19 protein-coding genes and 2 pseudogenes are annotated in these 25,550 nt (G+C 65.2%); 19 read left to right on the top strand and 2 right to left on the bottom strand.

Going from position 1 to position 25,550, the window contains the following annotated elements; translation table 11 throughout:
- Window positions 1-36: 36 nt before the first annotated feature.
- Together AC10V3_RS13325 and AC10V3_RS13320 are read left to right on the top strand one after the other, a co-directional pair.
- Window positions 37-924 (top strand): EI24 domain-containing protein, encoded by an 888-nt coding sequence (locus AC10V3_RS13325; protein WP_022535743.1) that lies wholly within the window; start codon window positions 37-39, stop codon window positions 922-924.
- A gap of 12 nt (window positions 925-936) precedes the next feature.
- Window positions 937-1,761: a competence/damage-inducible protein A gene (locus AC10V3_RS13320; protein ID WP_022535742.1), complete on the top strand. Its 825-nt coding sequence runs from the start codon at window positions 937-939 to the stop codon at window positions 1,759-1,761.
- An 85-nt stretch (window positions 1,762-1,846) separates the two neighbouring features.
- On the opposite strand, the gene AC10V3_RS13315 is transcribed toward AC10V3_RS13320, so the two are convergent.
- Window positions 1,847-2,311, bottom strand: a complete 465-nt coding sequence (locus AC10V3_RS13315; RefSeq protein WP_022535741.1) for a rhodanese-like domain-containing protein — start codon at window positions 2,309-2,311, stop codon at window positions 1,847-1,849.
- Between the two features lie 489 nt (window positions 2,312-2,800).
- On the opposite strand from AC10V3_RS13315, the gene AC10V3_RS13310 reads away from it, so the two are divergent.
- The 5 genes and pseudogenes from AC10V3_RS13310 to AC10V3_RS13290 all read left to right on the top strand — a co-directional run.
- A complete protein-coding gene (locus AC10V3_RS13310) occupies window positions 2,801-4,216 on the top strand; it encodes a 3-hydroxylaminophenol mutase (protein ID WP_022535740.1) in 1,416 nt (471 codons plus the stop codon).
- 152 nt (window positions 4,217-4,368) lie between these two features.
- Complete coding sequence (locus tag AC10V3_RS13305) at window positions 4,369-4,926, top strand: hypothetical protein (protein ID WP_041681525.1); 558 nt, start codon at window positions 4,369-4,371, stop codon at window positions 4,924-4,926.
- 4 nt (window positions 4,927-4,930) lie between these two features.
- Window positions 4,931-6,100: a nitrogen regulation protein NR(II) gene (gene glnL, locus AC10V3_RS13300; protein ID WP_022535738.1), complete on the top strand. Its 1,170-nt coding sequence runs from the start codon at window positions 4,931-4,933 to the stop codon at window positions 6,098-6,100.
- 103 nt (window positions 6,101-6,203) lie between these two features.
- Window positions 6,204-7,341 (top strand): annotated as a pseudogene (gene ntrC, locus AC10V3_RS13295) (nitrogen regulation protein NR(I)); the annotation flags it as partial.
- Between the two features lie 158 nt (window positions 7,342-7,499).
- Window positions 7,500-7,751: pseudogene (locus AC10V3_RS13290) on the top strand (helix-turn-helix domain-containing protein); the annotation flags it as partial.
- A 58-nt stretch (window positions 7,752-7,809) separates the two neighbouring features.
- Here AC10V3_RS13290 and AC10V3_RS13285 read toward each other — a convergent pair.
- Window positions 7,810-8,601: an HAD-IIB family hydrolase gene (locus tag AC10V3_RS13285; RefSeq protein ID WP_022535736.1), complete on the bottom strand. Its 792-nt coding sequence runs from the start codon at window positions 8,599-8,601 to the stop codon at window positions 7,810-7,812.
- A gap of 182 nt (window positions 8,602-8,783) precedes the next feature.
- On the opposite strand from AC10V3_RS13285, the gene ugpB reads away from it, so the two are divergent.
- The 12 genes from ugpB (at window position 8,784) to ccoN (ending at window position 25,545) form a co-directional block, all read left to right on the top strand.
- Window positions 8,784-10,100 carry a sn-glycerol-3-phosphate ABC transporter substrate-binding protein UgpB gene (gene ugpB / locus AC10V3_RS13280; RefSeq protein ID WP_022535735.1) on the top strand — a complete coding sequence of 439 codons (1,317 nt, stop codon included), beginning with the start codon at window positions 8,784-8,786 and terminating at the stop codon, window positions 10,098-10,100.
- Between the two features lie 144 nt (window positions 10,101-10,244).
- Complete coding sequence (gene ugpA, locus AC10V3_RS13275) at window positions 10,245-11,126, top strand: sn-glycerol-3-phosphate ABC transporter permease UgpA (RefSeq protein ID WP_022535734.1); 882 nt, start codon at window positions 10,245-10,247, stop codon at window positions 11,124-11,126.
- 11 nt (window positions 11,127-11,137) lie between these two features.
- On the top strand, window positions 11,138-11,986 hold the full coding sequence (gene ugpE, locus AC10V3_RS13270) for a sn-glycerol-3-phosphate ABC transporter permease UgpE (protein ID WP_022535733.1): 849 nt from the start codon (window positions 11,138-11,140) through the stop codon (window positions 11,984-11,986).
- 51 nt (window positions 11,987-12,037) lie between these two features.
- Entirely contained in the window at window positions 12,038-13,141 is a 1,104-nt protein-coding gene (locus AC10V3_RS13265; protein WP_022535732.1) for a sn-glycerol-3-phosphate import ATP-binding protein UgpC, read from the top strand.
- Between the two features lies 1 nt (window position 13,142).
- Window positions 13,143-13,910: a glycerophosphodiester phosphodiesterase gene (gene ugpQ, locus AC10V3_RS13260; RefSeq protein WP_490922310.1), complete on the top strand. Its 768-nt coding sequence runs from the start codon at window positions 13,143-13,145 to the stop codon at window positions 13,908-13,910.
- A 320-nt stretch (window positions 13,911-14,230) separates the two neighbouring features.
- Window positions 14,231-17,083, top strand: coding sequence for a 2-oxoglutarate dehydrogenase E1 component (locus tag AC10V3_RS13255; RefSeq protein WP_022535730.1), 2,853 nt, complete (start codon window positions 14,231-14,233; stop codon window positions 17,081-17,083).
- Between the two features lie 90 nt (window positions 17,084-17,173).
- Window positions 17,174-18,424 carry a 2-oxoglutarate dehydrogenase complex dihydrolipoyllysine-residue succinyltransferase gene (odhB, locus tag AC10V3_RS13250; RefSeq protein ID WP_022535729.1) on the top strand — a complete coding sequence of 417 codons (1,251 nt, stop codon included), beginning with the start codon at window positions 17,174-17,176 and terminating at the stop codon, window positions 18,422-18,424.
- 100 nt (window positions 18,425-18,524) lie between these two features.
- On the top strand, window positions 18,525-19,949 hold the full coding sequence (lpdA, locus tag AC10V3_RS13245; protein WP_490922309.1) for a dihydrolipoyl dehydrogenase: 1,425 nt from the start codon (window positions 18,525-18,527) through the stop codon (window positions 19,947-19,949).
- A gap of 90 nt (window positions 19,950-20,039) precedes the next feature.
- Entirely contained in the window at window positions 20,040-21,137 is a 1,098-nt protein-coding gene (gene zapE, locus AC10V3_RS13240; RefSeq protein WP_041681093.1) for a cell division protein ZapE, read from the top strand.
- 103 nt (window positions 21,138-21,240) lie between these two features.
- Entirely contained in the window at window positions 21,241-23,796 is a 2,556-nt protein-coding gene (locus tag AC10V3_RS13235) for a heavy metal translocating P-type ATPase (protein ID WP_349604288.1), read from the top strand.
- Window positions 23,797-23,798: 2 nt separating this feature from the next.
- Window positions 23,799-23,945, top strand: a complete 147-nt coding sequence (ccoS, locus tag AC10V3_RS13230) for a cbb3-type cytochrome oxidase assembly protein CcoS (RefSeq protein ID WP_010809469.1) — start codon at window positions 23,799-23,801, stop codon at window positions 23,943-23,945.
- Window positions 23,946-24,096: 151 nt separating this feature from the next.
- Window positions 24,097-25,545, top strand: coding sequence for a cytochrome-c oxidase, cbb3-type subunit I (gene ccoN, locus AC10V3_RS13225; protein ID WP_022535725.1), 1,449 nt, complete (start codon window positions 24,097-24,099; stop codon window positions 25,543-25,545).
- The last annotated feature ends 5 nt before the right edge of the window (window positions 25,546-25,550 follow it).

Here is a 25,550-nt window from a genome sequence, read left to right as displayed (position 1 = left end):
CGCCCGGCGCCTTTCCTCCTGTTTGCCATCGACTGCATGAACGATATTTTCCGCTCGTTTGGCCGCGCCCTCGTCAGCCAGTTGCATCCCCGCATGCTGATGCTGACCGTGCTGCCTTTCGTCCTGGCCACGCTGCTGTGGGGCGGCCTCCTGTGGTGGGGCTGGGACCCCATCATGACCGCCACGCGCGGCTTCCTCGAAACCTCCATCCTGACCAGCTGGATCTACAGCGTGCTGGACTGGTTCGGCCTGCAGTCGATGCGGGCCGTGGTGGCGCCGCTGTTTGTCGCGGCGCTGGCGGTCCCGCTGGTGATTGCCTCCATGCTGATGTTTATCGGCGTGTTCTCGGTGCCGGCGGTAGTGCGTCATCTCGAGCGCGGCTATCCCGATCTGAGCAAGTCCCATGGCGGCAGTGTGCTCGGCAGCGTGTTGCACTCGCTCGGCAGCACCGTCGTCTTCCTGTTGCTGGTGGTGGTGACGCTGCCGCTGTGGCTGATCCCGCCATTCTTTGCGCTGATCCCGCCGGTGCTGTGGGGCTGGCTGACCTACCGCGTGATGACCTATGACGCGCTCGCCGACCATGCCAGTGCCGAAGAGCGCAAGACGCTGGTGCGCCGCCACCGCACGCCGCTGCTGGTGATCGGCGTGGCGGTGGGCCTGCTGGGCTCGGCGCCGACGCTGCTGTGGGTGTCGTCGGCGGCGGTGATCTTCCTGTTCCCGTTCGTGCTGGCCGGCACGCTGTGGCTCTACGTGCTGATCTTTATCTTCTCGGCGCTGTGGTTCGGCCACTTCTGCCTGCGCGCGCTGGCGCAACTGCGTGCCGAGCGTGCCGCGGTACCGGCCCCGCAGGCGGCCGGCCCGGCGCCGGGCGGCGATGTGATCGACCTGGCGCCGTCGGACGTGCGCCGCATCGAAAATTCCTGAAGCGAGGGCAATATGGGTTTTGGCCTGATCGTCATTGGCGACGAGATTCTGTCGGGGCGGCGCGAAGACAAGCACCTGCGCCGTACCATCGAACTGCTGGGCGCGCGCGGCCTGGCGCTGGACTGGGCGGAGTATGTCGGCGACGACCGCGCCCGCATCACCGCCACGCTGCGGCGCACGTTCGCTGGTTCAGACGTGGTCTTCTGCACCGGCGGCATCGGCGCCACGCCGGACGACCACACCCGCCAGTGCGCCGCCGCCGCGCTGGGCGTGCCGCTGGCGCTGCATCCCGAGGCGCGCGAGCAGATCGCGCTGCGCATCGCCGAGACTGCCAACGGCGACCCGATCAAGGCGGACCTGAACCTGCCGGAGAACCAGCACCGTTTCAAGATGGGCGAGTTTCCCGAGGGCGCGCGCATCATCCCCAACAGCTACAACCGCATCCCCGGCTTCTCGGTGGCGCATCACCACTTCATGCCGGGCTTTCCGGTGATGGCGTGGCCGATGATGGAGTGGGTGCTGGACCACGAGTATGCGCACCTGTTCCACCAGGTGCGGCAGCAGGAGCGCGCCTTCTATGTGTTCGAGGCGCCCGAGTCCACGCTGACGCCGCTGATGGAGAAGGTCGAGGCGGCGCATCCAGGCGTGCGCGTGTTCAGCCTGCCGTCGGTGGGCGACGTGCAACGTGGTGACCGCTTCGCGCGCCGGCATATCGACCTGGGCGTCAAGGGCCCGGCCGAGCTGGTCGCCCCGGCCTATGCGATGCTGCTCGAGGGTGTGCAGGCGATGGGCTTCGAAACGGTGGAGCAACCTGCGCGGGAATCCGCGCAGGCATAGGCGCAGGCCTGGGCACGGCGCACTGCGCAGTAAAAACAAAGGGGCAGCCCAGGCTGCCCCTTCTTCATTCACGCCGCGGCGGCGCTCAGGCGCCGTGCCACGGCAGGCCGTGCATGCACCAGCCCTCGACGGTCTTGCGGTGGTGCTGCGCATCGCGGTTGCCCTCGAAACCCTCCAGCACGTCCATGGCGAAGCGGTAGCCGGCTTCGGTGGCCACGCGCGCGGCGTGCTTGGAACGCGCGGCGCTGCGGCACAGGAACAGCACCGGCACATCGGCCGGCACGCGTGCTTTCAGTTCGTCGATGAAGCGGCCGTTCTGCGCGCCGCCCGGATAGGTCATCCACTCGACGTGCGCAAACTGCGCGTCGGGCAAGTCGACGCCGCCCACCCAGTCCAGTTCGGCCTGTGTGCGCACGTCGACCAGCACGGCGGAAGGGTCGTTCTGCAGCAGCGCATAGGCTTCCTGCGGAGACAGCGCGCCGAAATACGGGAGCTGGCTTTGTTGCTGGCGCTGGCTGGCAGCCTGAAGGAGATCGTCTCGGGTGGTCATCTGCGTGACAAATTACAGGGATGGAATAGGGGCAAACCGGGGCGGACGGAAGGACCGCAGCACACTATTCTATAGCGCCACGAAGGCCCGGCGACTGATTGCTCGCGGGAGTGCGTCACCGGCGGGCAGGTTCCGGTCGATTTTGGTGCGTACGCACTGATACGGTGCGACAACTTGCTGATTGCACCATTGTGGTGTTTTATAGGGAGGTGCCACGCGTTTTCGCGTGTTATTGGTGCGCCACCCGGCAGGGAATTGTCGTCGCTCGACATTACTCGCCAACCCCGCCACGGTGCGCGGTTCGCCCGGACTTGCACATTTTTCGGGCCGGGCGTGGCAGAGGTTGCGTTTGCTTGGCATGCTTTCTGCTAACATTCCTCGTCCTTTCGTGGCTGGTCGGATCGGCGCGGCAACTATGCAGCGGTGCCGGTGGCGACAGGCCCAAGAATTGGCTTTCTCAGACTTCCGCCGAATATCCAGGAGATTGGCATGGCCCACAGCGTTGCAGACGTGATGAAGCTGGTGAAGGAAAACGACGTCAAGTTCGTCGATTTCCGTTTCACCGATACCAAAGGCAAGGAGCAACACGTCTCCGTGCCCGTGTCGCACTTCGATGAAGACAAGTTCGAAAGCGGCCACGCCTTCGACGGTTCGTCGATTGCCGGCTGGAAGGGTATCGAAGCTTCGGACATGCTGCTGATGCCGGATCCGAATACCGCCAACGTCGATCCGTTCTACGAAGAACCGACGCTGGTGCTGACTTGCGACGTAGTCGAGCCGTCGGACGGCAAGGGCTATGACCGCGACCCGCGCTCGATCGCCAAGCGCGCCGAAGCCTACCTGAAGAGCACCGGCCTGGGCGACACCGCTTACTTTGGCCCGGAACCCGAATTCTTCATCTTCGACGGCGTGACCTGGAACGTCGACATGCAAGGCAGCTTCGTGAAGATCCATTCCGAAGAAGCCCCGTGGTCGTCGGGCAAGGAATTCGAGCACGGCAACAGCGGCCACCGTCCGGGCAAGAAGGGCGGCTACTTCCCGGTTGCCCCGATCGACACCTTCCAGGACATGCGTTCGGAAATGTGCCTGATCCTGGAATCGCTGGGCATCCCCGTTGAAGTCCACCACCACGAAGTGGCCGGCCAGGGCCAGAACGAAATCGGCACCAAGTTCAGCACGCTGGTGCAGCGCGCCGACTGGACCCAGCTGCAGAAGTACGTGATCCAGAACGTCGCCCACACCTACGGCAAGACCGCTACCTTCATGCCGAAGCCGGTGGTTGGCGACAACGGCTCGGGCATGCATGTGCATCAGTCCGTGTGGAAGGACGGCCAGAACCTGTTCGCTGGCAACGGCTACGCCGGCCTGTCGGAATTCGCGCTGTACTACATCGGCGGCATCATCAAGCACGCCCGCGCGCTGAACGCCATCACCAACCCGGGGACGAACTCGTACAAGCGCCTGGTGCCGGGCTTCGAGGCTCCGGTGAAGCTGGCTTACTCGGCCCGCAACCGTTCGGCTTCGATCCGTATCCCGTATGTGGCCAACCCGAAGGGCCGCCGCATCGAGACCCGCTTCCCGGATCCGCTGATGAACCCGTACCTGGGCTTCTCGGCACTGCTGATGGCCGGCCTGGACGGCGTGATGAACAAGATCCACCCGGGCGAAGCCGCCGACAAGAACCTGTATGACCTGCCGCCGGAAGAGGATGCAAAGATCCCGACCGTCTGCTCGAGCCTGGATCAGTCGCTGGAGTACCTGGACAACGACCGCGAGTTCCTGACCCGCGGCGGCGTGTTCTCGAACTCGATGATCGATGCCTACATCGAACTGAAGATGGAAGAAGTCACGCGTTTCCGCATGACCACGCACCCGATCGAGTTCGAGATGTACTACTCGCTGTAAGTGGCCCTCGCCCGGGAATGACGCAGGTTGTGATCGGGCAACAGTTGCACCAGAAAGGGGCGGCTTCGGCTGTCCCTTTTTGCTTTGCTCGCTAGAATGGGGAATCCGATCCTATCCCGATCCCATCCCTGTTCAAACCTCAAGCCATGTCCATGGACGCCACTTCGCGCACTGCCAGTCGGGCCACGTCATTGCACCAAATTCGTATCGGATTCCCTGTTCTGGTGAGTGCCGTGGCGCTGGCGCTCGGTACTTGGGCGGGCCAGCCGCGTGCGCAGTCCTCCGATGTCTATGTCTGCACCGGACCCAATGGGGTACCGGAGTACCGCAACGGCAATGCCGGCAAGGGCTGCAAGAAGCTGAACCTGCCCGAGGTGGTGACCGTGCCGGGCGGACGCGTGGCGGCACCGTCGGCGAAGAGCGGTAGCAGCGCCACGTCCAGCAACACCAGCTTTCCGCGTGTGGACAGCGCCACGCAGAAGAGCCGCGACAGCGAGCGCCGCGCGGTGCTCACGCAGGAGCTGCAGGCCGAAGAGGCCAAGCTGCAGGCGCTGCGTACCGAGTACAACAACGGCCAGCCGGAGCGTCAGGGTAATGAGCGCAATTATCAGAAATACCTCGATCGCACAGCGGCGCTGCGCGACGACATCTCGCGCAGCGAGGCCAATGCGGCGTCGCTGCGGCGCGAGCTTGGCAACCTGAAGGACTAGTCTTATGCGTCGTCTGATTCGCGGTGTGTCGCGCAAGGTCAGCGGCGCCGGTGGCGAGACGCCGGCGCCAGGCCTGGCCCAGCCCGAGGCCAGTGCCCAGGTGCTGAGCATGGGGGCAGTGGCCTACCATGCCGGCCTCGACGTGGTGGCCAACCCGGTGCTGCTGGTACGGCAGCCGGGGCTGCAGGTGGTCTACGCGAATCCGGCCGCCGAGGCGACCTTCGGTGTGTCGCGCAAAGGCATGGTCGAGCTGAAGCTGCCCGACCTGTTTGGCCGCTCCGACGAGCTGCAAAGCATGCTCGATACCGTGGTCACGCGGCAGTTCGACGTGCGCCGGCAGGACCTGGTCCTGCATCCGCCGCTGCAGGAGCCGCTCCACGTGCACGTGGTGATCGCCGCGCTGGAAACGGTCGGCGACACCGTGGTGGTGGAGATCCTGCCCAACGAACAGAAGGTGCGCAGCGACCGCGAAGAGCGCATCCTCGACCTCACCGCCGCCAACAAAGAACTCATCCGCAACCTGGCCCACGAGATCAAGAACCCGCTCGGTGGCATCCGCGGCGCGGCGCAGCTGCTGGAGTTCGAGCTGCCCGAGCGCTCGCTGCGCGAGTACACGCAGGTCATCATCAAGGAATCGGACCGGCTGCAGACGCTGGTGGACCGGCTGCTCGAGCCGCACCGGCATCCGCATATCGTGTCGAGCCTGAATATCCACGAGGTGCTCGAGCGCGTGCGCTCGGTGGTGTTGGCGGAGTTTCCGAACGGGCTGGACATTGTGCGCGACTACGACGCCAGCCTGCCCGAGCTGCAGGGCGACATGGAGCAGTTGATCCAGGCGGTGCTTAACATCGTGCACAACGCCGCGCAGGCGCTGGCCGACCACATCGCGCGCGGTGATGCGCAGATCGTGCTGCGCACGCGCGTCGCACGCCAGGTCACGATTGCGAAGCGGCTGTTCAAGCTGGCATTGGACTTGCATGTGATCGACAACGGCCCGGGAATCCCCGAAGACATTCGCGAACGCATTTTCTATCCACTGGTATCGGGTAGGGATGGCGGCAGCGGTCTCGGTCTCACACTCGCTCAAACCTTCGTGCAGCAGCACGAGGGCTTGATCGAATGCGAGAGCAGGCCGGGCTGTACCGACTTCCGCATCCTGCTGCCGCTGCACTAGCTCGTTGCACCAGCCGCTTCGCTGGCGTCCGCGAGCGATCGTGTACCCGCCGTGGGCGGGCCATGCGGAAGACCAAATGACACCGAGCAGACAAGCGACGCACATGAAGCCGATCTGGATAGTCGACGACGATCAATCAATCCGCTGGGTCCTGGAAAAGGCCCTTGCCCGTGAAAGCCTGCTCTCGCGCAGCTTCACCAATGTGCGGGACGTGCTCGCCGCGCTGGAGGAAGACCAGCCGCAGGTGCTGATCTCCGATATCCGCATGCCGGGCGGCTCCGGCCTGGACCTGCTGCAGGCCCTCAAGGCGCGTCATCCGGGACTGCCGGTCATCGTGATGACCGCGTACTCGGACCTGGACAGCGCCGTGGCCGCGTTCCAGGGCGGCGCCTTCGAATACCTGGCCAAGCCCTTCGATGTCGACAAGGCCGTCGAACTGATCCGCCGCGCGCTGGAGGAAAGCCTGCGCGAGGAAGAGCTGGACGACCGCCTGGTCGACGCGCCCGAGATCCTCGGCCAGGCGCCGGCGATGCAGGACGTGTTCCGCGCGATCGGGCGCCTGTCGCAGTCCAACGTGACGGTGATGATCACCGGCGAGTCCGGCACCGGCAAGGAACTGGTCGCGCGCGCGCTGCACAAGCACAGCCCGCGCGCCAACGGGCCTTTTATCGCGCTCAATACCGCGGCCATCCCCAAGGACCTGCTGGAATCCGAACTGTTCGGCCATGAGCGCGGCGCCTTCACGGGCGCGCAGACCATGCGTCGGGGGCGCTTCGAGCAGGCCGAGGGCGGCACGCTGTTCCTCGATGAAATCGGCGACATGCCGTTCGACCTGCAGACGCGCCTGCTGCGTGTGCTGTCCGATGGCAACTTCTATCGCGTCGGCGGCCACAACCCGCTGCGCGCCAATGTCCGCGTCATTGCTGCAACGCACCAGAATCTGGAGCTGCGCGTCAAGGAAGGGCTGTTCCGCGAGGACTTGTTCCACCGCCTGAACGTGATCCGGCTGCGCCTGCCGCCCCTGCGCGAACGCCCGGAAGACATCACATTGCTGGCCCGTCATTTCCTGCAGAAGAGTGCCAAGGAACTGGGCGTCGAGCCCAAGCGCATGTCCGACGAGGCGCTGGTCTACGTCAGCACGCTGCCGTTCCCCGGCAACGTGCGCCAGCTTGAGAACCTGTGCAACTGGCTGACCGTGATGGCGCCGGCGCAGACCATCGAGGTCAAGGACCTGCCGCGCGAGATGCTGGAAGCAGGGACGTCGGAGCCCATCAATGCGCCGCGGCCGGAGCGTGTTGCCGAGGTGCGTACAGCCGAATACGAAGGCGCGCACGAGCTGGCCGACTATGGTGGGTTTGCCATGCCGGTGGCGGAGGGCGACACCGCCACCGCAGTACGGGCTGGACCGGTGGCGACGGCCGCGCCGGTTTCGACCGCGGCCGGCTGGGAAAGCCTGCTGGCCGGCGAGGCCCGCGCGATGCTGGAGTCTGGCCAGCCGGAGGTCATGGACGTGCTGACGCGGCGCTTCGAGAAGGCAGTGCTCGAGGCCGCACTGGGCGTGACGCGAGGCCGCCGCGTCGAGGCCGCGACCCGCCTCGGCATCGGGCGCAATACCATCACGCGCAAGCTGCAGGAACTGGGCTTCGACTGAGCGGGCAGTGCACCAAAGAAAAAGGCCGGGATCCCGGCCTTTTTCTTGCGCCGACGCTTCAGCCGCGCGCCTCGACCAGCCGCTGCGCCATCTCGGCAAAGCCCTCACCGCCCGCGGCAGCCGTGATAAAAGCCGGCGGCACCGGAAGCTGCGGCAGGATGTCCCGCACATTGGCCACCCCGACCGACAGCGGAAAATGCGCGAACATGGTCGCATCGTTGGCCGAATCACCGATGAACAGCCATTCGTCGTGGCGTGCGTCCAGGTCTTCGCCAAGCAACTCGGCCACGCACAGCTTGCTCATCGACAGCTTGTCATGCCGGCCGAACCAACCATTGACGTGAATAGAACTGACGGTGGCGGTCATGCCGGTTTCGCGCATGATTTCGGCAATGCGCGCCACGGCCTCCTCAGGCAACGGCTCTACATCTTCCGCATGATCGATCGCCAGGTCGGCCGCATGCCAGGCCTGGTCTGACGCCAGCGCGCAGCCCGGCACCTCGCGCAGGATCCGCTCGCCCAGCGCATGGATTCGCTTCAGGTTGCGCGCGCGGGTCTCGGCATCGTCGAGAAAACGGGTTTGCAGCCGGCCATTGTTCAGGTGCGAATAGAAGGCCCCGTTTTCGCCGATGATCGCGTCGACCGGCCACAGCCGGGTCAGAATTTCCGCCCAGGCGATGCAGCGCCCGGTGACTGGGATCACATGCAGGCCGGCCTGACGCAGGCCGTCGAGCGCCAGGTAGGTGGAGGCGGGCAGACGCCCGTCGGTGGTCAGCGTGCCGTCGATGTCGGTCAGCACGCCGCGCACGCGCTGCAGCACGGAATTAGAGAGCTTGTTCAGGGATTGCATGGCGGGCCATTGTAACTGGGCTCCCGTCGTCTTCGTCCGTTATTGCACTGCAAAATGCCGCGTACTGGTGAAGTTGCTGATTTGCTTGCCCGGGTGCGACAGGCGTAACATGCCGCTGTCATAAAAGAATCACATAGTGTCGGGATTTTCGACCGACCACCAGACAACACCAGGAGCCACTGATGTCCTTTTCCCGTACCGCGCTCAAATTCGCAGCGCTGGCAGCCCTGAGCGGGGCCGGCAGCGCCCAGGCCGCCGTTGAAATCCAATGGTGGCACGCCATGCAAGGCGCGCTGAACGACAAGGTGAACGAGATCGCCAACAAGTTCAACGCCAGCCAGTCCGACTACAAGATCGTGCCGGTCAACAAGGGCAACTACGACGAAACCATGGCCGCGGGCATCGCCGCCTTCCGCGCCGGTGGCGCGCCGGCGATCCTGCAGGTGTTCGAGGTCGGCACCGCCACCATGATGAGCGCCAAGGGCGCGATCAAGCCAGTGTCGGCGGTGATGAAGGACGCCGGCGAGAAATTCGACCAGAAGGCCTATATCCCGGCGGTGGCGGGCTACTACACCTCATCCAAGGGCGAGATGCTGTCGTTCCCGTTCAACAGCTCGACCACGGTGTTCTACTACAACAAGGACGCCTTCAAGAAGGCCGGCCTGGACCCGGAGAAGCCGCCCAAGACCTGGCCGGAAGTGATGCAGTACTCGGCCAAGCTCAAGGCCTCTGGCACCAACTGCGCCTACACCACCGACTGGCAGGGCTGGGTCCACCTGGAGAGCTTCTCGGCCTGGCACAACACGCTGTACGCGACCAAGAACAACGGCTTCGGTGGCACCGATGCGCGCCTCGTGTTCAACAGCCCGCTGCATGTCAAGCACATCACCAACCTGCAGGACATGGTGAAGAAGGGCTACTTCAGCTACGGCGGCCGCAAGGCCGAGTCGCAGGCCAAGTTCTATAACGGCGAATGCGCGATGTTCACCGGCTCGTCGGCATCGCTGGCCAATATCCGCAAGAACGCCAAGTTTGCGTTCGCGGTGGCGCAGCTGCCGTACTACCCGGACGTGCAGGGCGCGCCGCAGAACACTATCATCGGCGGCGCTTCGCTGTGGGTGATGGGCGGCAAGAAGCCGGAAGAGTACAAGGGCGTGGCCAAGTTCTTCAATTACCTGTCGCGCCCTGAGATCCAGTCCGACTGGCACCAGGCCACCGGCTACCTGCCGGTGACGACGGCGGCCTACGAACTGACCAAGAAGTCGGGCTACTACGACAAGAACCCGGGTGCCGATGTGTCGGTGCAGCAGATGGTGGTCAAGACCACCGACAAGTCGCGCGGCGTGCGCCTGGGCAATCTGGTGCAGATCCGCACCGTGGTGGACGAGGAGCTGGAAGCCGTCTGGGCCGGCAAGAAGGAGCCCAAGGCAGCGCTGGACTCGGCCGTTGCCCGCGGCAACGACCTGCTGGAACGCTTCCAGAAGACCGCGCGCGAGTAAGCGCGGCATTGCCAGCAAGCTGATGTGACAAGCGGGCGGCGGCGAAACCTCCGCCCGCTTGCATTGTGGCCGGCCTCATCGGGCCGGCTGCAGCTTTGTACCTAGTCCGATGCCGCGACCCGCGGCATCCGCCGGAATCCGTCTATGGAAAAACGCGTTGTTTTCCGCTCGCCGTGGCTGCCGTATCTGCTGGTCTTGCCGCAGATCGCGATCACGCTGATCTTTTTCTTCCTGCCAGCCGGGCAGGCGCTGTACCAATCTATGCTGCAGCAGGATGCCTTCGGCATCAACCTGGAGTTCGTCGGCCTCGACAACTTCCGCATGCTGTGGAACGACTCGCTGTATGTGGAGTCGTTCCAGATCACGGCGATCTTCGCCATCGGTGTCACGGTGGTGGGGTTGTCCACCGCGCTGGCGCTGGCCTACTTTGCCGACCGCGTGATCCGCGCGGCCGTGGGCTACAAGACCCTGCTGATCTGGCCGTATGCGGTCGCGCCGGCGGTGGCCGGCGTGCTGTGGATGTTCATGTTCAACCCGACGCTGGGCGTGGTGTCCTACGCGCTGCGCAAGATGGGCATCGAGTGGAACTTCCTGCTCAACGGCAACCAGGCGCTGCTGCTGGTGGTGCTGGCTGCGGCCTGGAAGCAGATCAGCTACAACTTCCTGTTCTTCCTCGCCGGGCTGCAGAGCATCCCGCGCTCGCTGATCGAGGCCGCGGCCATCGACGGTGCCGGCCCGTGGCGCCGGTTCTGGTCGATCATCTTCCCGCTGCTGTCGCCGACCACGTTCTTCCTGATGGTGATCAACGTGGTCTACGCGTTCTTTGACACCTTCGCGATCATCGACGCGGTCACGCACGGCGGCCCCTTCAATTCGACCAACACGCTGGTGTACAAGGTCTTCCATGACGGCTTCCGCGGCATGGATATCGGTGGCTCCGCCGCGCAGTCGGTGGTGCTGATGGTGATCGTGATCGCGCTGACCGTGGTGCAGTTCCGCTACGTGGAACGCAAGGTCCAGTACTGACGGAGACACCCATGGTAGAACGACGTCCCCTCCTGGATTTCCTGACCCACGTGGTGCTGATCCTCGGCATCGTGGTGGTGGTGTTTCCGGTGTACCTGACCTTCGTGGCATCCACGCTGACCGCCGAGGAGGTGCTTGATGCGCCGATGACACTGATCCCCGGCAGCCACCTGTTCGAGAACTATCGCACCGTGCTGTTCCAGGGCGTGGGCGAGGCCGCTTCGCCGGTCTCGACCATGATGAAGAACAGCCTGATCATGGCGCTGGGCATCGCGCTCGGGAAGATCGCGATTTCGATCATCTCGGCCTTCGCCATCGTCTATTTCAAGTTCCCGCTGCGCAAGACCTTCTTCTGGCTGATCTTCATCACGCTGATGCTGCCGGTTGAGGTGCGGATCCTGCCGACCTACAAGGTGGTGTCCGACCTGGGCATGCTCGACAGCTATTTCGGCCTGACCATCCCGATCATCGCATCGGCCACCGCCACCTTCCTGTTCCGCCAGTTCTTCCTGACGATCCCGGACGAACTGGCCGAGGCCGCGCGGATCGACGGCGCCGGGCCGCTGCGCTTCTTCTGGGACGTGGTGCTGCCGCTGTCGCGCACCAGCATCGCGGCGCTCTTTGTGATCCAGTTTATCTACGGCTGGAACCAGTACCTGTGGCCGCTCCTGATCACGACGCAGAAGTCGATGACGCCGGTGGTGGTGGGCGTGACGCAGATGATCTCGCGCTCGGGTGACGCGGCCACAGACTGGAACCTGGTGATGGCCACCGTGATGCTGGCGATGATCCCGCCGGCGGTGGTGGTGGTGCTGATGCAGAAGTGGTTCGTCAAGGGCCTGGTCGAAACGGAAAAATAAGGCGATGCGACAAGGCGTCTGAGGACGCCGGTCGCCCGCAGGAAAAAAGCAATGGCAAAACTGTCGCTTCGCAACGTTCAGAAAACCTACGCCGGCAACGTCCAGGTGGTGCACGGCATCGACATGGAGATCGCCGACGGCGAGTTCATCGTCATCGTCGGCCCCTCGGGCTGCGGCAAGTCCACGCTGCTGCGCATGGTGGCGGGTCTGGAAACCATCACCGGTGGCGAGATCCATATCGGCGCGAAGGTCGTCAACGACCTGGAGCCGGCCGAGCGGGACATCGCCATGGTGTTCCAGAACTACGCGCTCTATCCGCATATGAGCGTGTACGACAACATGGCCTACGGCCTGAAGATCCGCGGCATGCCCAAGGCCGAGATCGAGCAGCGCGTGAAACACGCTGCCGGCATCCTGGAACTGGCGCCGCTGCTGGAGCGCAAGCCGCGCCAGCTCTCGGGCGGACAGCGCCAGCGCGTGGCCATGGGCCGCGCCATCGTGCGCGAGCCGGCGGTATTCCTGTTCGATGAGCCGCTGTCCAACCTGGACGCCAAGCTGCGCGTGCAGATGCGGCTGGAGCTGAAGGAACTGCACCGCCGTCTGGGCACCACCAGCCTGTACGTGACCCACGACCAGGTTGAGGCGATGACGCTGGCCGACCGCATGATGGTGCTCAACGCAGGACGCGTGGAGCAGATCGGCACGCCGCTGGAAGTCTATTCGCGCCCGGCCAGCACCTTTGTCGCCGGCTTTATCGGCTCGCCGCCGATGAACCTGATCCCGGTAGTGCGCAACGCCGCCGGCGACAGCAGCGCGCAGATGCGCGTGGTGGCGAAGGAGGGCAGCGACGCGGCCACGGCCACGCTGGGTCACTTGCCGATGGGGCTGCACCTGCCGGAGCAGGCGCTGCTCGGGTTGCGGCCGGAGCATATCGAGCCGTGCGCGACGCACGAGGCTATCGCTGAAGTCGATGTGCGCGTGGTCGAGGCGCTCGGTGCGGACTCCTTCGCCTATGGCTCGCTCGGCGGCCAGCCGGTGGTGGTGCGTCTGGAAAGCCATGCGCGCGTGCGCGCCGGCGACCGGCTGCCGGTGACGTCATCGGCCGACCACCTGCATTTCTTTGCGCCGGACACCGGCAAGCGCATCGAGGCCTGACATGGCACACGCAGCAGACACTCAGCAGGCAGCGCAGGCCTGGCCGTATCCCCGCTACATCGCGCATCGCGGCGCCGGCAAGCTCGCGCCAGAGAACACGCTGGCCGCGTTCCGCCATGGCGCGGGCTTCGGCTACCGGATGTTCGAGTTCGACGTGAAGCTGTCGGCAGATGGCAAGGCGGTGCTGATGCACGACGCCACGCTCGACCGCACCACCAGTGGCAAGGGCAGGGTGGATGCGCTGACGCTGGGCGAGCTCGCGCACCTCGACGCCGGCAGCTGGCACAGCGCGGCCTACGCCGGCGAGCCGGTGCCGACGCTGGCCGCCATCGCGCGCTATACGCAGGCCAACGGCTTTATGGTCAATCTCGAGATCAAGCCGGTGCCCGGTACCGAGGACCGCACCGGCGCGGCGGTGGCGCTCGATGCGCAATCGCTGTGGGCGGGCGCCGCGGTGCCGCCGCTACTGTCGTCCTTTTCCGAAGAGGCACTGGCCGCGGCCGCGCGCGTGGCGCCTGACCTGCCGCGCGCGCTGCTGCTCGACAAGCTGCCCTCGGACTGGCCTGAGCGGCTGTGCCGGCTGGGCTGCGTGGCGCTGGATGCCAACCACCGTGAGCTCGATGCCGACGTCATCGCCGCCGCGCATGCGGCTGGTTATCGGGTGCTCAGCTATACCGTGAACGACCCGGCGCGGGCAGCGCAATTGCTTGAATGGGGGCTCGACGGACTGATCACCGACGCGGTGGACCAGATAGAGTCGCGATTCTAATTGTTGTGCAGATGTTGCGAAAACGCCGATGGCGCGACGAATTGTCGTGCCACAGGGTTTCGTATCGCGAAAAGTCAACATGCCTGCAAAGCAAACATGCTATGCTTACCGCCGTGAAGACTTAGGTCCTTCCCCGCACAACTTGCCCTTTCGGGCCTTGTGAGGACGCCAGCACATCCGGCACCTAATGGTGCCGTTTGCGTAAGCGCCTCAGTTGGGCTCCCAAGAGTTGTTTGCAATCCGCTAACCGGTCAAGCCGTGTCGCGGAAGGTTGAATAACCCGCTGAACTCCGGCATTCCCGGAGAATAGTGAGCGTCCCATGATGCAGCAGTATCAGAGCAATTCGTACCTCTTCGGCGGTAACGCCCCGTATGTCGAAGAACTGTACGAAGCCTACCTCCAGAATCCCGCCTCGGTTCCCGACAACTGGCGTTCGTACTTCGACGCCATGCAGAACGTTCCCGCCGTCGACGGCTCGAACGGCCGGGATGTCGCCCACGCCCCTATCGTTGCCTCGTTCGCCGAGCGCGCCAAGCAAGGCCCCATCAAGACCATCGTTGCCTCGGCCGATTCCGACATGGGCCGCAAGCGCGTCGCTGCCACCCAGTTGATCGCCGCCTACCGCAACATCGGTTCGCACTGGGCCGACCTGGACCCGCTCAAGCGCCAGGAGCGTCCGCCCCTGCCGGATCTGGACCCCGCGTTCTACGGTTTTTCCGAAGCTGATCTCGACATCGTCTTCAATGCCAGCAATACGTACTTTGGCAAGGAGTCGATGAGCCTGCGCGATCTGCTCAACAACCTGCGCGAAACCTACTGCGGCACCATCGGCGCCGAATTCATGTACGTGAGCGACCAGGCGCAAAAGCGCTGGTGGCAGGAGCGCCTGGAAACCACGCGTTCCAAGCCGGTCTTCACGCTGGAGAAGAAGAAGCACATCCTCGACCGCCTGACCGCGGCCGAAGGCCTGGAGCGCTTCCTCCACACCAAGTACGTCGGCCAGAAGCGCTTCTCGCTGGAAGGCGGCGAAAGCTTCATCGCCGCGATGGACGAACTGGTCCAGCACGCCGGCAGCAAGGGTGTGCAGGAAATCGTGATCGGCATGGCCCACCGCGGCCGCCTGAACGTGCTGGTCAACACGCTGGGCAAGATGCCCGCCGACCTGTTCGCCGAATTCGAAGGCAAGCACGTCGACGACCTGCCGGCCGGTGACGTCAAGTACCACAAGGGCTTCTCGAGCGATGTCTCGACCGACGGCGGCCCGGTCCACCTGTCGCTGGCGTTCAACCCGTCGCACCTGGAAATCGTCAACCCGGTGGTGGAAGGCTCGGCCAAGGCCCGCCAGGAACGCCGCGGCGAAGTCGGCCACAAGGAAGTGCTGCCGGTGCAAGTGCACGGCGACGCCGCCTTTGCCGGCCAGGGCGTGGTGATGGAGACGCTGAACCTCGCGCAGACCCGCGGCTACGGCACGGGCGGCACGATGCACATCGTCATCAACAACCAGATCGGCTTCACCACCTCCGATCCGCGCGACGCCCGTTCGACGCTGTACTGCACGGACGTGGTCAAGATGATCGAGGCCCCTGTGCTGCACGTGAACGGCGACGATCCCGAAGCCGTGGTGTACGCCATGCAGCTGGCCGTTGATTTCCGCATGGAATTCAACAAGGACGTCGTGGTCGACATCATCTGCTTCCGCAAGCTGGGCCACAACGAGCAGGACACCCCGGCGGTCACGCAGCCGCTGATGTACAAGAAGATTGGCCAGCACCCCGGCACGCGCAAGCTGTACGCCGAAAAGCTGGCCGCGCAGAAGCTGGTCCCGGCCGAGTTCGGCGACGAGAAGGTCAAGGAATACCGCGCCGCGATGGACGCCGGCAAGCACACCGCCGACCCCGTCCTGTCGAACTTCAAGAACAAGTTCGCCGTGGACTGGATGCCGTTCCTGAACCGCAAGTGGACCGACGCCGCCGACACGGCCGTGCCGGTGACCGAACTGAAGCGCCTGGCTGAACGGATCACCACCACGCCTGAGACGCTGAAGCTGCACCCGCTGGTGGAAAAGGTCGTCAGGGACCGCGCCAACATGGGCCGCGGCGACCAGCCGCTGGACTGGGGCATGGGTGAGCACCTGGCCTTCGCTTCGCTGGTGTCGTCGGGCTATCCGGTGCGTATCACCGGCCAGGACGCCGGCCGCGGCACCTTCACCCACCGCCACTCCGTGCTGCACGACCAGGCCCGCGAGCGCTGGGATGCCGGCAGCTACGTGCCGCTGCAGAACGTGTCGGAGAACCAGGCACCGTTCACGGTGATCGACTCGGTGCTGTCCGAAGAGGCCGTGCTCGGCTTCGAATACGGCTACTCGGCCGCCGAACCGAACGCGCTGGTGATCTGGGAAGCCCAGTTCGGCGACTTCGTCAACGGCGCCCAGGTGGTGATCGACCAGTTCATCTCGTCGGGCGAAGTGAAGTGGGGCCGCGCCTCGGGCCTGACCCTGATGCTGCCGCACGGCTACGAAGGCCAGGGTCCGGAACACAGCTCGGCCCGTATCGAGCGCTTCCTGCAGCTCTGCGCGGACCACAACATGCAGGTCTGCCAGCCGACCACGCCGGCCCAGATCTTCCACCTGCTGCGCCGCCAGATGATCCGCCTGTTCCGCAAGCCGCTGGTGATCATGACGCCGAAGTCGCTGCTGCGTAACAAGGACGCCGTGTCGTCGCTGTCGGAGCTGGCCAAGGGCCACTTCGAGACCGTGATCGCCGACCAGGAAGAACTGAACGCCAGCAAGGTCAAGCGCGTCATCATGTGCTCGGGCAAGGTCTACTACGACCTGGTCAACACGCGCAAGGAACGCGAGGCCAACGACGCCGCGATCATCCGCCTGGAACAGCTGTACCCGTTCCCGCACAAGGCTGTTGCCGCGGAACTGAAGAAGTATCCGAACGCCACCGAAATCGTGTGGTGCCAGGATGAGCCGCAGAACCAGGGTGCCTGGTTCTTCGTGCAGCACTACATCATGGAAAACATGACGGATGGCCAGAAGCTCGGTTATGCCGGTCGTCCCGCCTCGGCTTCGCCGGCGGTGGGCTACTACGCAAAGCACAACGAGCAACAGAAGGCGCTGCTGGATGCTGCCTTCGCCAAGCTCAAGGGTTTTGTTCTGACCAAGTAAATCAAGCGGCAGCCACGGCGACGCGCGCAGGTGCTCACCGTGGCATTGCCAGCATAAAGACAACACGCATAACACGAGGAATTCACAACCATGGCTATTGTTGACGTCAAGGTTCCGCAACTGTCCGAATCGGTCGCCGAAGCGACCATGCTTAACTGGAAGAAGAAGCCTGGCGAAGCCGTCGCCCAGGACGAAATCCTGATCGAAATCGAAACCGACAAGGTCGTGCTGGAAGTGCCGGCCCCGTCGGCTGGTGTGCTCTCGCAGATCGTCAAGAACGACGGCGACACTGTCGTGGCCGATGAGATCATCGCCAAGATCGACACCGAAGCCACCGCTGGCGCCGCCGCTCCGGCTGCTGCCGCTCCGGCTCCTGCCGCCGCTGCCCCGGCACCGGCCGCTGCCGCCGCCGCTCCTGCCGCCGCTGGCGGCGTGGCCATGCCGTCGGCTGCCAAGCTGATGGCCGAAGCCGGCCTGTCGGCTGGCCAGGTCGCCGGCACCGGCAAGGACGGCCGCATCACCAAGGGTGACGCGCTGGCCGCCGCAGCTGCCCCGGCCGCCAAGGCCGCCCCGGCTCCGGCCGCGGCCAAGCCGGCGCTGCAGCAGGTTTCGGCCCCGGTCGACTTTGCCGCGCTGGGCGACCGCCCGGAAGAGCGCGTGCCGATGAGCCGCCTGCGCGCCCGTATCGCCGAGCGCCTGCTCCAGTCGCAATCCACCAACGCCATCCTCACCACCTTCAATGAAGTGAACATGAAGCCGGTGATGGACCTGCGCAACAAGTACAAGGACCGCTTCGAGAAGGAACACGGTGTGAAGCTGGGCTTCATGTCGTTCTTCGTCAAGGCCGCGGTGCACGCGCTGAAGAAGTTCCCGCTGATCAACGCTTCGATCGACGGCAACGACATCGTTTACCACGGCTACTTCGACATCGGTATCGCCGTGGGCTCGCCGCGCGGCCTGGTGGTGCCCATCCTGCGCAATGCCGACCAGATGAGCCTGGCCGACATCGAGAAGAAGATCGCCGAGTTCGGCGTCAAGGCCCGTGACGGCAAGCTGTCGCTGGACGAACTGAGCGGCGGTACCTTCTCGATCTCCAACGGTGGCGTGTTCGGCTCGATGCTGTCGACCCCGATCATCAACCCGCCGCAATCGGCCATCCTGGGCGTGCACGCCACCAAGGACCGCCCGGTGGTGGAAGACGGCCAGATCGTGATCCGTCCGATGAACTACCTGGCAATGTCCTACGACCACCGCATCATCGACGGCCGCGAAGCCGTGCTCGGCCTGGTCGCCATGAAGGACGCGCTGGAAGATCCGGCCCGCCTGCTGCTGGACCTGTAATAACCGGGTCCCCCCGCGCGCCTGCCGCGCGGGGCACATCTCGCATCTCCAGTGTTGACGGCGCGCCGGCACATGCTGCCGGCGCCCACAAAGGAAATCCATGAGCAAACAATTCGACGTGCTGGTGATCGGCGCCGGCCCCGGCGGCTATATCGCCGCGATCCGTGCCGGCCAGCTGGGCCTGAACGTGGCCTGCTGCGAAGGCAACGCGTACGACGATCCCAAGAGCGAACCGCGCCTGGGCGGCACCTGCCTGAACGTGGGCTGCATCCCCTCCAAGGCGCTGCTGGCTTCCTCGGAAGAGGTCGAGAACGTCCAGCACCACCTGGGCGACCACGGCATCACCGTGAGCGACGTCAAGGTCGACGTGGCCAAGATGCTCAAGCGCAAGGATGACGTCGTCGGCAGGATGACCAAGGGCATCGAGTTCCTGTTCCGCAAGAACAAGGTGACGCTGCTCAAGGGCTACGGCAAGTTCGTTGGCAAGACCGCCGAGGGCTTCCAGGTCGAGATCGCCGGTGAAGTCGTGACCGCCAAGCAGGTGATCATCGCCACTGGCTCGAAGGCTCGCCACCTGCCGGGCATCCTCGTTGACAACGACCTCATCAGCGATAACGAGGGCGCGCTCAAGTTCCCGTCCGTGCCGAAGAAGCTGGGCGTGATCGGCGCCGGCGTGATCGGCCTGGAGCTGGGCTCGGTATGGCGCCGCCTGGGTGCCGACGTGACCGTGCTGGAAGCGCTGCCGGCCTTCCTGGGCGCCTGCGATGAAGGCGTGGCCAAGGAGGCGCAGAAGCTGTTGACCAAGCAGGGCCTGAAGTTCAGCCTCGGCGTCAATGTCACCGAAGTCAAGACCGGCAAGAATGGCGTCACCGTCGGCTATACCGACAAGGACGGCGCCGCGCAGACGCTGGAAGTCGATCGCCTGATCGTCTCGGTCGGCCGCGTGCCCAACACCGACAACCTGGGCCTGGACGCTGTCGGCCTGGGCGTGGACCAGCGCGGTTTCATCGAGGTCGACGACCACTGCGCCACCAAGGTGCCGGGTCTGTGGGCCATCGGCGACGTGGTGCGCGGCCCGATGCTGGCGCACAAGGCCGAGGACGAAGGCGTGGCCGTGGCCGAGCGCATCGCCGGCCAGAAGCCGCACATCGATTACAACTGCATTCCGTGGGTGATCTACACCTTCCCGGAAATCGCATGGGTTGGCAAGACCGAAGCCCAGCTCAAGGCCGAAGGCCGTGAGTTCAAGGCTGGCCAGTTCCCGTTCATGGCCAACGGCCGTGCGCTGGGCATGGGCCATCCGGAGGGCTTCGTCAAGATGCTGGCCGATGCCAAGACCGACGAAATCCTGGGCGTGCACATCGTGGCTGCCAACGCTTCGGACCTGATCGCTGAAGCCGTGGTAGCGATGGAGTTCAAGGCCGCCAGCGAGGATATCGGCCGCGTCTGCCATCCGCACCCGTCGATGTCGGAAGTCATGCGCGAAGCCGCGCTGGCCGTCGACAAGCGTCAGCTTAATATGTAAGGCGAATGCTTCGCATTGCCTGAGTACCGGCGCGCCGCATCCGCGGCGCGCCGTTTTCACTTGCGGGCCGTCCCGCAGGGACCCCTTAGCATGAACGTCACCGAGTACTACGAGAAGGAACTGAAGGAGCGCGGCTACCAGTCCGACGAAGCGCAACTGCGCGCCGTGGCCCGGCTGCAGCAGTGCTACGACGAGTGGGTGGCCTACAAGAGCCGCCGCAACAACGCGCTGAAGAAGCTGCTGGTCCGTCCCGACGTGCCCAAGGGCGTCTACCTGTGGGGTGGGGTGGGGCGCGGCAAGTCCTTCCTGATGGACAGCTTCTATACCTGCGTGCCGGTGGTGCGCAAGACGCGGCTGCATTTCCACGAGTTCATGCGCGAGGTCCATCGCCAGCTCGAAGAGCTGCGCGGCCGCCCGGATCCGCTGGACGAGCTGGCTAAACGTATCGCGCGCCGCTTCCGGCTGATCTGCTTCGATGAATTCCACGTCAGCGACGTCGCCGACGCGATGATCCTGCACCGCCTGCTGCAGCAGATGTTCGAAAACGGCGTGCAGTTCGTGATGACCTCCAACTACCGCCCGGATCTGCTGTATCCGGATGGCCTGCACCGCGACCGCGTGCTGCCGGCCATCGCGCTGCTGCAGCAGAAGCTCGACGTGCTCAATGTCGACGCGGGCATCGATTACCGCAAGCGCGCGCTGGAGCAGGTGCAGGCGTACCACACGCCGCTCGGCGCCAACGCCAGTTCCGCGCTGCGCGATGCCTTTACCTCGATCGCCGGCGTGGCCGACGAATCGCCGCTGCTGCATATCGAGCACCGCGAGCTGCGCGCGCTGCGCAAGGCCAACGGCGTTGTGTGGTTTGACTTCGCCACGCTGTGCGGCGGCCCACGCTCACAGAACGACTACCTGGAGCTGGCGTCCCAGTTCCATACTGTGATTCTGTCCGACGTGCCGCGCATGACGCCGCGCATGTCGTCGGAGGCTCGCCGCTTCACCTGGCTGATCGACGTCTTCTATGACCATAAGGTCAAGCTGCTGATGTCGGCTGAAGTGCCCGCGGACGAGCTCTACACCGAAGGCCAGATGGCCAACGAGTTCCACCGGACCGTGTCGCGCATCATCGAGATGCAGTCGCGTGAGTACCTGGAGTCCGAGCGCCGCACCATGGACACCTCGCTCACCTGAGTGTTTTTTCCGGCCCGGCGCGACGATAGCCGGGCCGCATTGACCTATATCAAGGTCGATGCCGGGACCTCCCTATACCCTGCACTGGGTAAAAAAGGTCCCCATGCCGTCCCCAGCCACCAGCCCCCCTGCCAGCCTGCTGGCCTCCAACCCCTCGCCAGCGCTCCGCGATCCGGCGGGTAGTGCCTTGGCCGGCAGCGGCGCGCAGCTTGCGTGCTTCCATTGCGGCCTCCCCGTAACCGATCCGGAGCCGCTCGCCGCCGCACTGGACGGCACCCGCCGCGTGTTCTGTTGCGGCGGATGCCAGGCCTTGGCCCAGACGCTGCACGCCGCCGGTTTTTCCCATCTCTACGGCGATGAAGCCCGATTTGCCCGCCCGATCGACGACGATGCCCGGCGCGAGGCCGAGCCGATCTGGGCCGCCTACGACACCCCTGAGCTGCGCAACCAGTTCGTGCGGCCGCTGGACGGCGGCCGCGCCGAGATCACGCTGGCGCCGGAGAACATCCGCTGCGCCGCCTGTGCGTGGCTGATCGAACAGCACCTCAGCCGGCAGCCGGGGGTGGAATCCGCGGTCGCCAACGTCGCCACCCGGCGCGTGGTGGTGCGCTGGCGCGACGGCGCCCAGACGGTGGCGGGGCTGCTGGCCGCGCTGGCCGGCATCGGCTACATGGCCTGGCCGTTCGAAGTCTCGCGCACCGACCAGCAGGACCGCCGCGCCCGCCGCGGCCTGCTGATGCGCATGGCCGTCGCCATGCTAGGCATGATGCAGGTGATGATGTACGCGTGGCCGATCTACACCCACGAAGCCACCATCGACCCGGGCCAGCTGCAACTGATGCGCTGGGCCAGCTTCGCGCTGACGCTGCCGGTCGTGTTCTATGCAGCCTCGCCGATCTTTGCCGGCGCCTGGCGCAGCCTGCGCCAGCGTCATATGGGCATGGACGTGCCCGTGGCCATCGGCGTCGGCGCGGGCTTTGTCGCCAGTGCGCTGGCCACCGTGCGCGGCATCGGCGAAGTCTATTTCGATTCGGTGACGATGTTCGTCGCCTTCCTGCTGCTGGCCCGCTACTTGGAACTGCGCGTGCGACAGGCGTCGCGCAGCGGCGCCGAGATGCTGGCGCGCCAGCTGCCCGCCACCTGTGAACGACTGCCCGGCATGGGCACCACGGGCGAGCGCGTGCCGGTGGCGCGCCTGCGCGTGGGCGACCTTATCCGGGTCAAGGCGGGCGAGATCGTTCCCGCCGACGGCACCGTCGTGGCGGGCGCGAGCGAGCTCGATGAATCCATGCTGACCGGCGAGAGCCGCCCGGTGCGCCGCTGCGCCGGGGAAACCGTGCTGGCCGGCTGCTACAACACCGCGAGCCCGCTGGAAGTGCGCGTCACGCGCGTCGGCGCCGGCACCCGTTTGGCCGAGATCGTCGCCGTGCTGGACCGCGCGCTGGCGGAGAAGCCGCGCCTGGCGACGCTGGCCGACCGCGTCGCGAGCTGGTTCGTGGCCACGCTGCTCGCACTGGCGGCGCTGACCGGCGTGGTGTGGGGCCTGTGGATCGATCCTTCACGCGCATTGCTGGTGACGATTGCGGTGCTGGTGGTCAGCTGCCCGTGCGCACTGTCGCTGGCTACGCCGGCGGCGCTGGCCGCGGCCGGTGCGGCGCTGTCGCGGTGCGGCGTGCTGCTGACGCGCGCCCATGCGCTCGAAACGCTGGCGCGCGTGACCGACGTGGTGCTCGACAAGACCGGAACGCTGACCGAAGGCTGCTTTGCCGTGGCCGGGGTGCAACCTTTGGCCGACCTCGACCAGGCGCGCTGCCTGGCACTGGCCGCGGCGATGGAACGCGGGGGCGAACATCCGATCGCGCGCGCGCTGGTGGCTGCGGTGCAAGACAACACTGGCCTGCCCATCCAGGTAACTGGCATGCGCAACGTGCCCGGCCAGGGGCTGGAGGCTGTGGTGGGTGGCAGTCGCCTGCGGCTCGGCCGTGCCGATTTCGTGGCAGCGCTGGCGCCCGATGGCAGGCAGGCCCCGGCGCACGGCGGTGAACCGGCCCATCCCGGTGCCACCGTGGTGTGGCTGGGCGCTGATTCCGGCCCGCTCGCGCGCTTCGTGCTCGCCGATATCGAGCGGCAGCAGACGCCGCAGTTGCTCGCACGGTTGCGCGAGCTGGGCGTGCGCTGCCATCTGGTCTCGGGCGACAACGCCGCGGCGGTGGATTGGTGGGGATCGCACTTCGGCATCGACTGCGTGGCCGGCGAAGTGACGCCCGAAGGCAAGCGCGACTATGTGGCGCGGCTGCAGCAGGGCGGAGCGGTGGTGCTCGCGGTAGGCGACGGCATCAACGATGCGCCGGTGCTGGCGCAGGCCCAGGTGTCGGTAGCGATCGGCAGCGGCGCGCCGCTGGCGCAGGCCGGTGCCGACGCAGTGCTGACGCACGGCGGCGTGGCCGAGATCGCCACCGCGCTGGCGGTATCGCGCAAGACGCGTCGCGTGGTGCGCCAGAACCTGGGCTGGGCCTTCTTCTACAACGTGGTTGCCATTCCGCTGGCGGCGACAGGTTTTGTCACGGCCTGGATGGCCGGCATCGGCATGTCGCTGTCGTCGCTGCTGGTGGTGGCCAACGCCTGGCGCCTGCTGCGCGCCGGGCGCAAGGGAAGCTGACGATGGAAACGCTCTACCTGCTGGTGCCGATGAGCCTGGTGCTGGTCGTGGTGATCGCCGGCGCGCTCTGGTGGGCCTTGCATGCGGGGCAGTATGACGACCTGGACCGGCCCGCCGAATCGATTTTGCTGGACAACGACAAGCCGTGAGTGCGCCGCCGTGCGCCTCCGACATGGCAATGCCGGCGAGGTTCACCAGGTGCCCTGACCGACTTGATAAAGATCAACGCACCGACCGTACGGTTTTTTTAAAGTCACACCGTCAGTAGGTTTTTTCTCTTCTCTAAGCTTGGGGGTCTGAATGGATGTCACTGCCGCGTCTTCACGCGTCGACACCTTCAATTACGGCGTCGTAAGACAGTTCGCTGTCATGACAGTAGTCTGGGGGATCGTCGGCATGGCCGTCGGCGTGCTGCTGGCAGCACAGCTGATCTGGCCGGAACTCAACTTCAACACGCCCTGGCTGTCGTTCGGCCGCCTGCGGCCGCTGCATACCAATGCGGTGATCTTTGCCTTTGGTGGTAGCGCGCTGTTCGCCACGTCGTACTACGTGGTCCAGCGTACCTGCCAGACACGGCTGTTCTGCGGCCCGCTGGCCGCCTTCACGTTCTGGGGCTGGCAGCTGGTCATCGTCGCCGCCGCCATCACGCTGCCGCTGGGCATCACCAGCTCCAAGGAATACGCCGAACTGGAATGGCCAATCGACCTGCTGATCACCGCGGTCTGGGTCGCCTACGCGATCGTGTTCTTCGGCACCATCGTCAAGCGCAAGACCAAACACATCTACGTGGCCAACTGGTTCTTCGGCGCCTACATCCTGACCATCGCGCTGCTGCATATCGTCAACAACATCGAGATGCCGGTGTCGCTGTGGAAGTCCTACTCGGCCTACGCCGGCGTGCAGGACGCCATGATCCAGTGGTGGTACGGCCATAACGCGGTGGGCTTTTTCCTGACCACCAGCTTCCTCGGGATGATGTACTACTTCATTCCCAAGCAGGCCGAGCGCCCGATCTACTCCTACCGCCTGTCCATCGTCCACTTCTGGGCGCTGAACTTCACCTACATGTGGGCCGGTCCGCACCACCTGCAGTACACCGCGCTGCCGGACTGGGCGCAGTCGCTCGGCATGGTGTTTTCGCTGATCCTGCTGGCGCCCTCGTGGGGCGGCATGATCAACGGCATCATGACCCTGTCGGGCGCCTGGCACAAACTGCGCACCGACCCGATCCTGAAGTTCCTGGTGGTGGCGCTGTCGTTCTACGGCATGGCCACGTTCGAAGGCTCGATGATGTCGATCAAGACCGTCAACGCGCTGTCGCACTACACGGACTGGACCATCGGCCACGTGCACTCGGGCGCGCTGGGCTGGGTGGCGATGATCTCCATCGGTTCGCTGTATTACCTGATTCCGCGGCTCTTTGGCGAGAAGCAGATGTACAGCGTGCGCCTGATCGAGTGGCACTTCTGGATCGCGACCATCGGCGTGGTGCTCTACATCGCCTCGATGTGGATCGCCGGCGTGATGGAGGGCCTGATGTGGCGTGCCACCCAGCCTGACGGCACGCTGACCTACGCCTTCGTGGAAGCGGTCAAAGCCAAGTACCCGTTCTACCTGATCCGCCTGCTCGGTGGCGTCTGCTTCCTGTCCGGCATGCTGCTGATGGCGTACAACACGGTCAAGACCATCGTCGGCAAGCGTGCCGTGGATGCACCGATCCCGGCCAGCATTCCTGCCTCTGCCCACTGATCAAT

The organism is Cupriavidus sp. PB-02 (assembly GCF_058252315.1).
The sequence above is the reverse complement of the archived record's forward strand: the minus strand, read 5'-3'. Positions and strand labels throughout refer to the sequence as shown.

Bases quoted from the DNA above. Each gene is read 5' to 3' on its own strand.
- AC10V3_RS13325 (WP_022535743.1), top strand. From the start codon at position 37: ATGAACGATATTTTCCGCTCGTTTGGCCGCGCCCTCGTCAGCCAGTTG.
- AC10V3_RS13320 (WP_022535742.1), top strand. From the start codon at position 937: ATGGGTTTTGGCCTGATCGTCATTGGCGACGAGATTCTGTCGGGGCGG.
- AC10V3_RS13315 (WP_022535741.1), bottom strand. From the start codon at position 2,311: ATGACCACCCGAGACGATCTCCTTCAGGCTGCCAGCCAGCGCCAGCAA.
- AC10V3_RS13310 (WP_022535740.1), top strand. From the start codon at position 2,801: ATGGCCCACAGCGTTGCAGACGTGATGAAGCTGGTGAAGGAAAACGAC.
- AC10V3_RS13305 (WP_041681525.1), top strand. From the start codon at position 4,369: ATGGACGCCACTTCGCGCACTGCCAGTCGGGCCACGTCATTGCACCAA.
- glnL (WP_022535738.1), top strand. From the start codon at position 4,931: ATGCGTCGTCTGATTCGCGGTGTGTCGCGCAAGGTCAGCGGCGCCGGT.
- AC10V3_RS13285 (WP_022535736.1), bottom strand. From the start codon at position 8,601: ATGCAATCCCTGAACAAGCTCTCTAATTCCGTGCTGCAGCGCGTGCGC.
- ugpB (WP_022535735.1), top strand. From the start codon at position 8,784: ATGTCCTTTTCCCGTACCGCGCTCAAATTCGCAGCGCTGGCAGCCCTG.
- ugpA (WP_022535734.1), top strand. From the start codon at position 10,245: ATGGAAAAACGCGTTGTTTTCCGCTCGCCGTGGCTGCCGTATCTGCTG.
- ugpE (WP_022535733.1), top strand. From the start codon at position 11,138: ATGGTAGAACGACGTCCCCTCCTGGATTTCCTGACCCACGTGGTGCTG.
- AC10V3_RS13265 (WP_022535732.1), top strand. From the start codon at position 12,038: ATGGCAAAACTGTCGCTTCGCAACGTTCAGAAAACCTACGCCGGCAAC.
- ugpQ (WP_490922310.1), top strand. From the start codon at position 13,143: ATGGCACACGCAGCAGACACTCAGCAGGCAGCGCAGGCCTGGCCGTAT.
- AC10V3_RS13255 (WP_022535730.1), top strand. From the start codon at position 14,231: ATGATGCAGCAGTATCAGAGCAATTCGTACCTCTTCGGCGGTAACGCC.
- odhB (WP_022535729.1), top strand. From the start codon at position 17,174: ATGGCTATTGTTGACGTCAAGGTTCCGCAACTGTCCGAATCGGTCGCC.
- lpdA (WP_490922309.1), top strand. From the start codon at position 18,525: ATGAGCAAACAATTCGACGTGCTGGTGATCGGCGCCGGCCCCGGCGGC.
- zapE (WP_041681093.1), top strand. From the start codon at position 20,040: ATGAACGTCACCGAGTACTACGAGAAGGAACTGAAGGAGCGCGGCTAC.
- AC10V3_RS13235 (WP_349604288.1), top strand. From the start codon at position 21,241: ATGCCGTCCCCAGCCACCAGCCCCCCTGCCAGCCTGCTGGCCTCCAAC.
- ccoS (WP_010809469.1), top strand. From the start codon at position 23,799: ATGGAAACGCTCTACCTGCTGGTGCCGATGAGCCTGGTGCTGGTCGTG.
- ccoN (WP_022535725.1), top strand. From the start codon at position 24,097: ATGGATGTCACTGCCGCGTCTTCACGCGTCGACACCTTCAATTACGGC.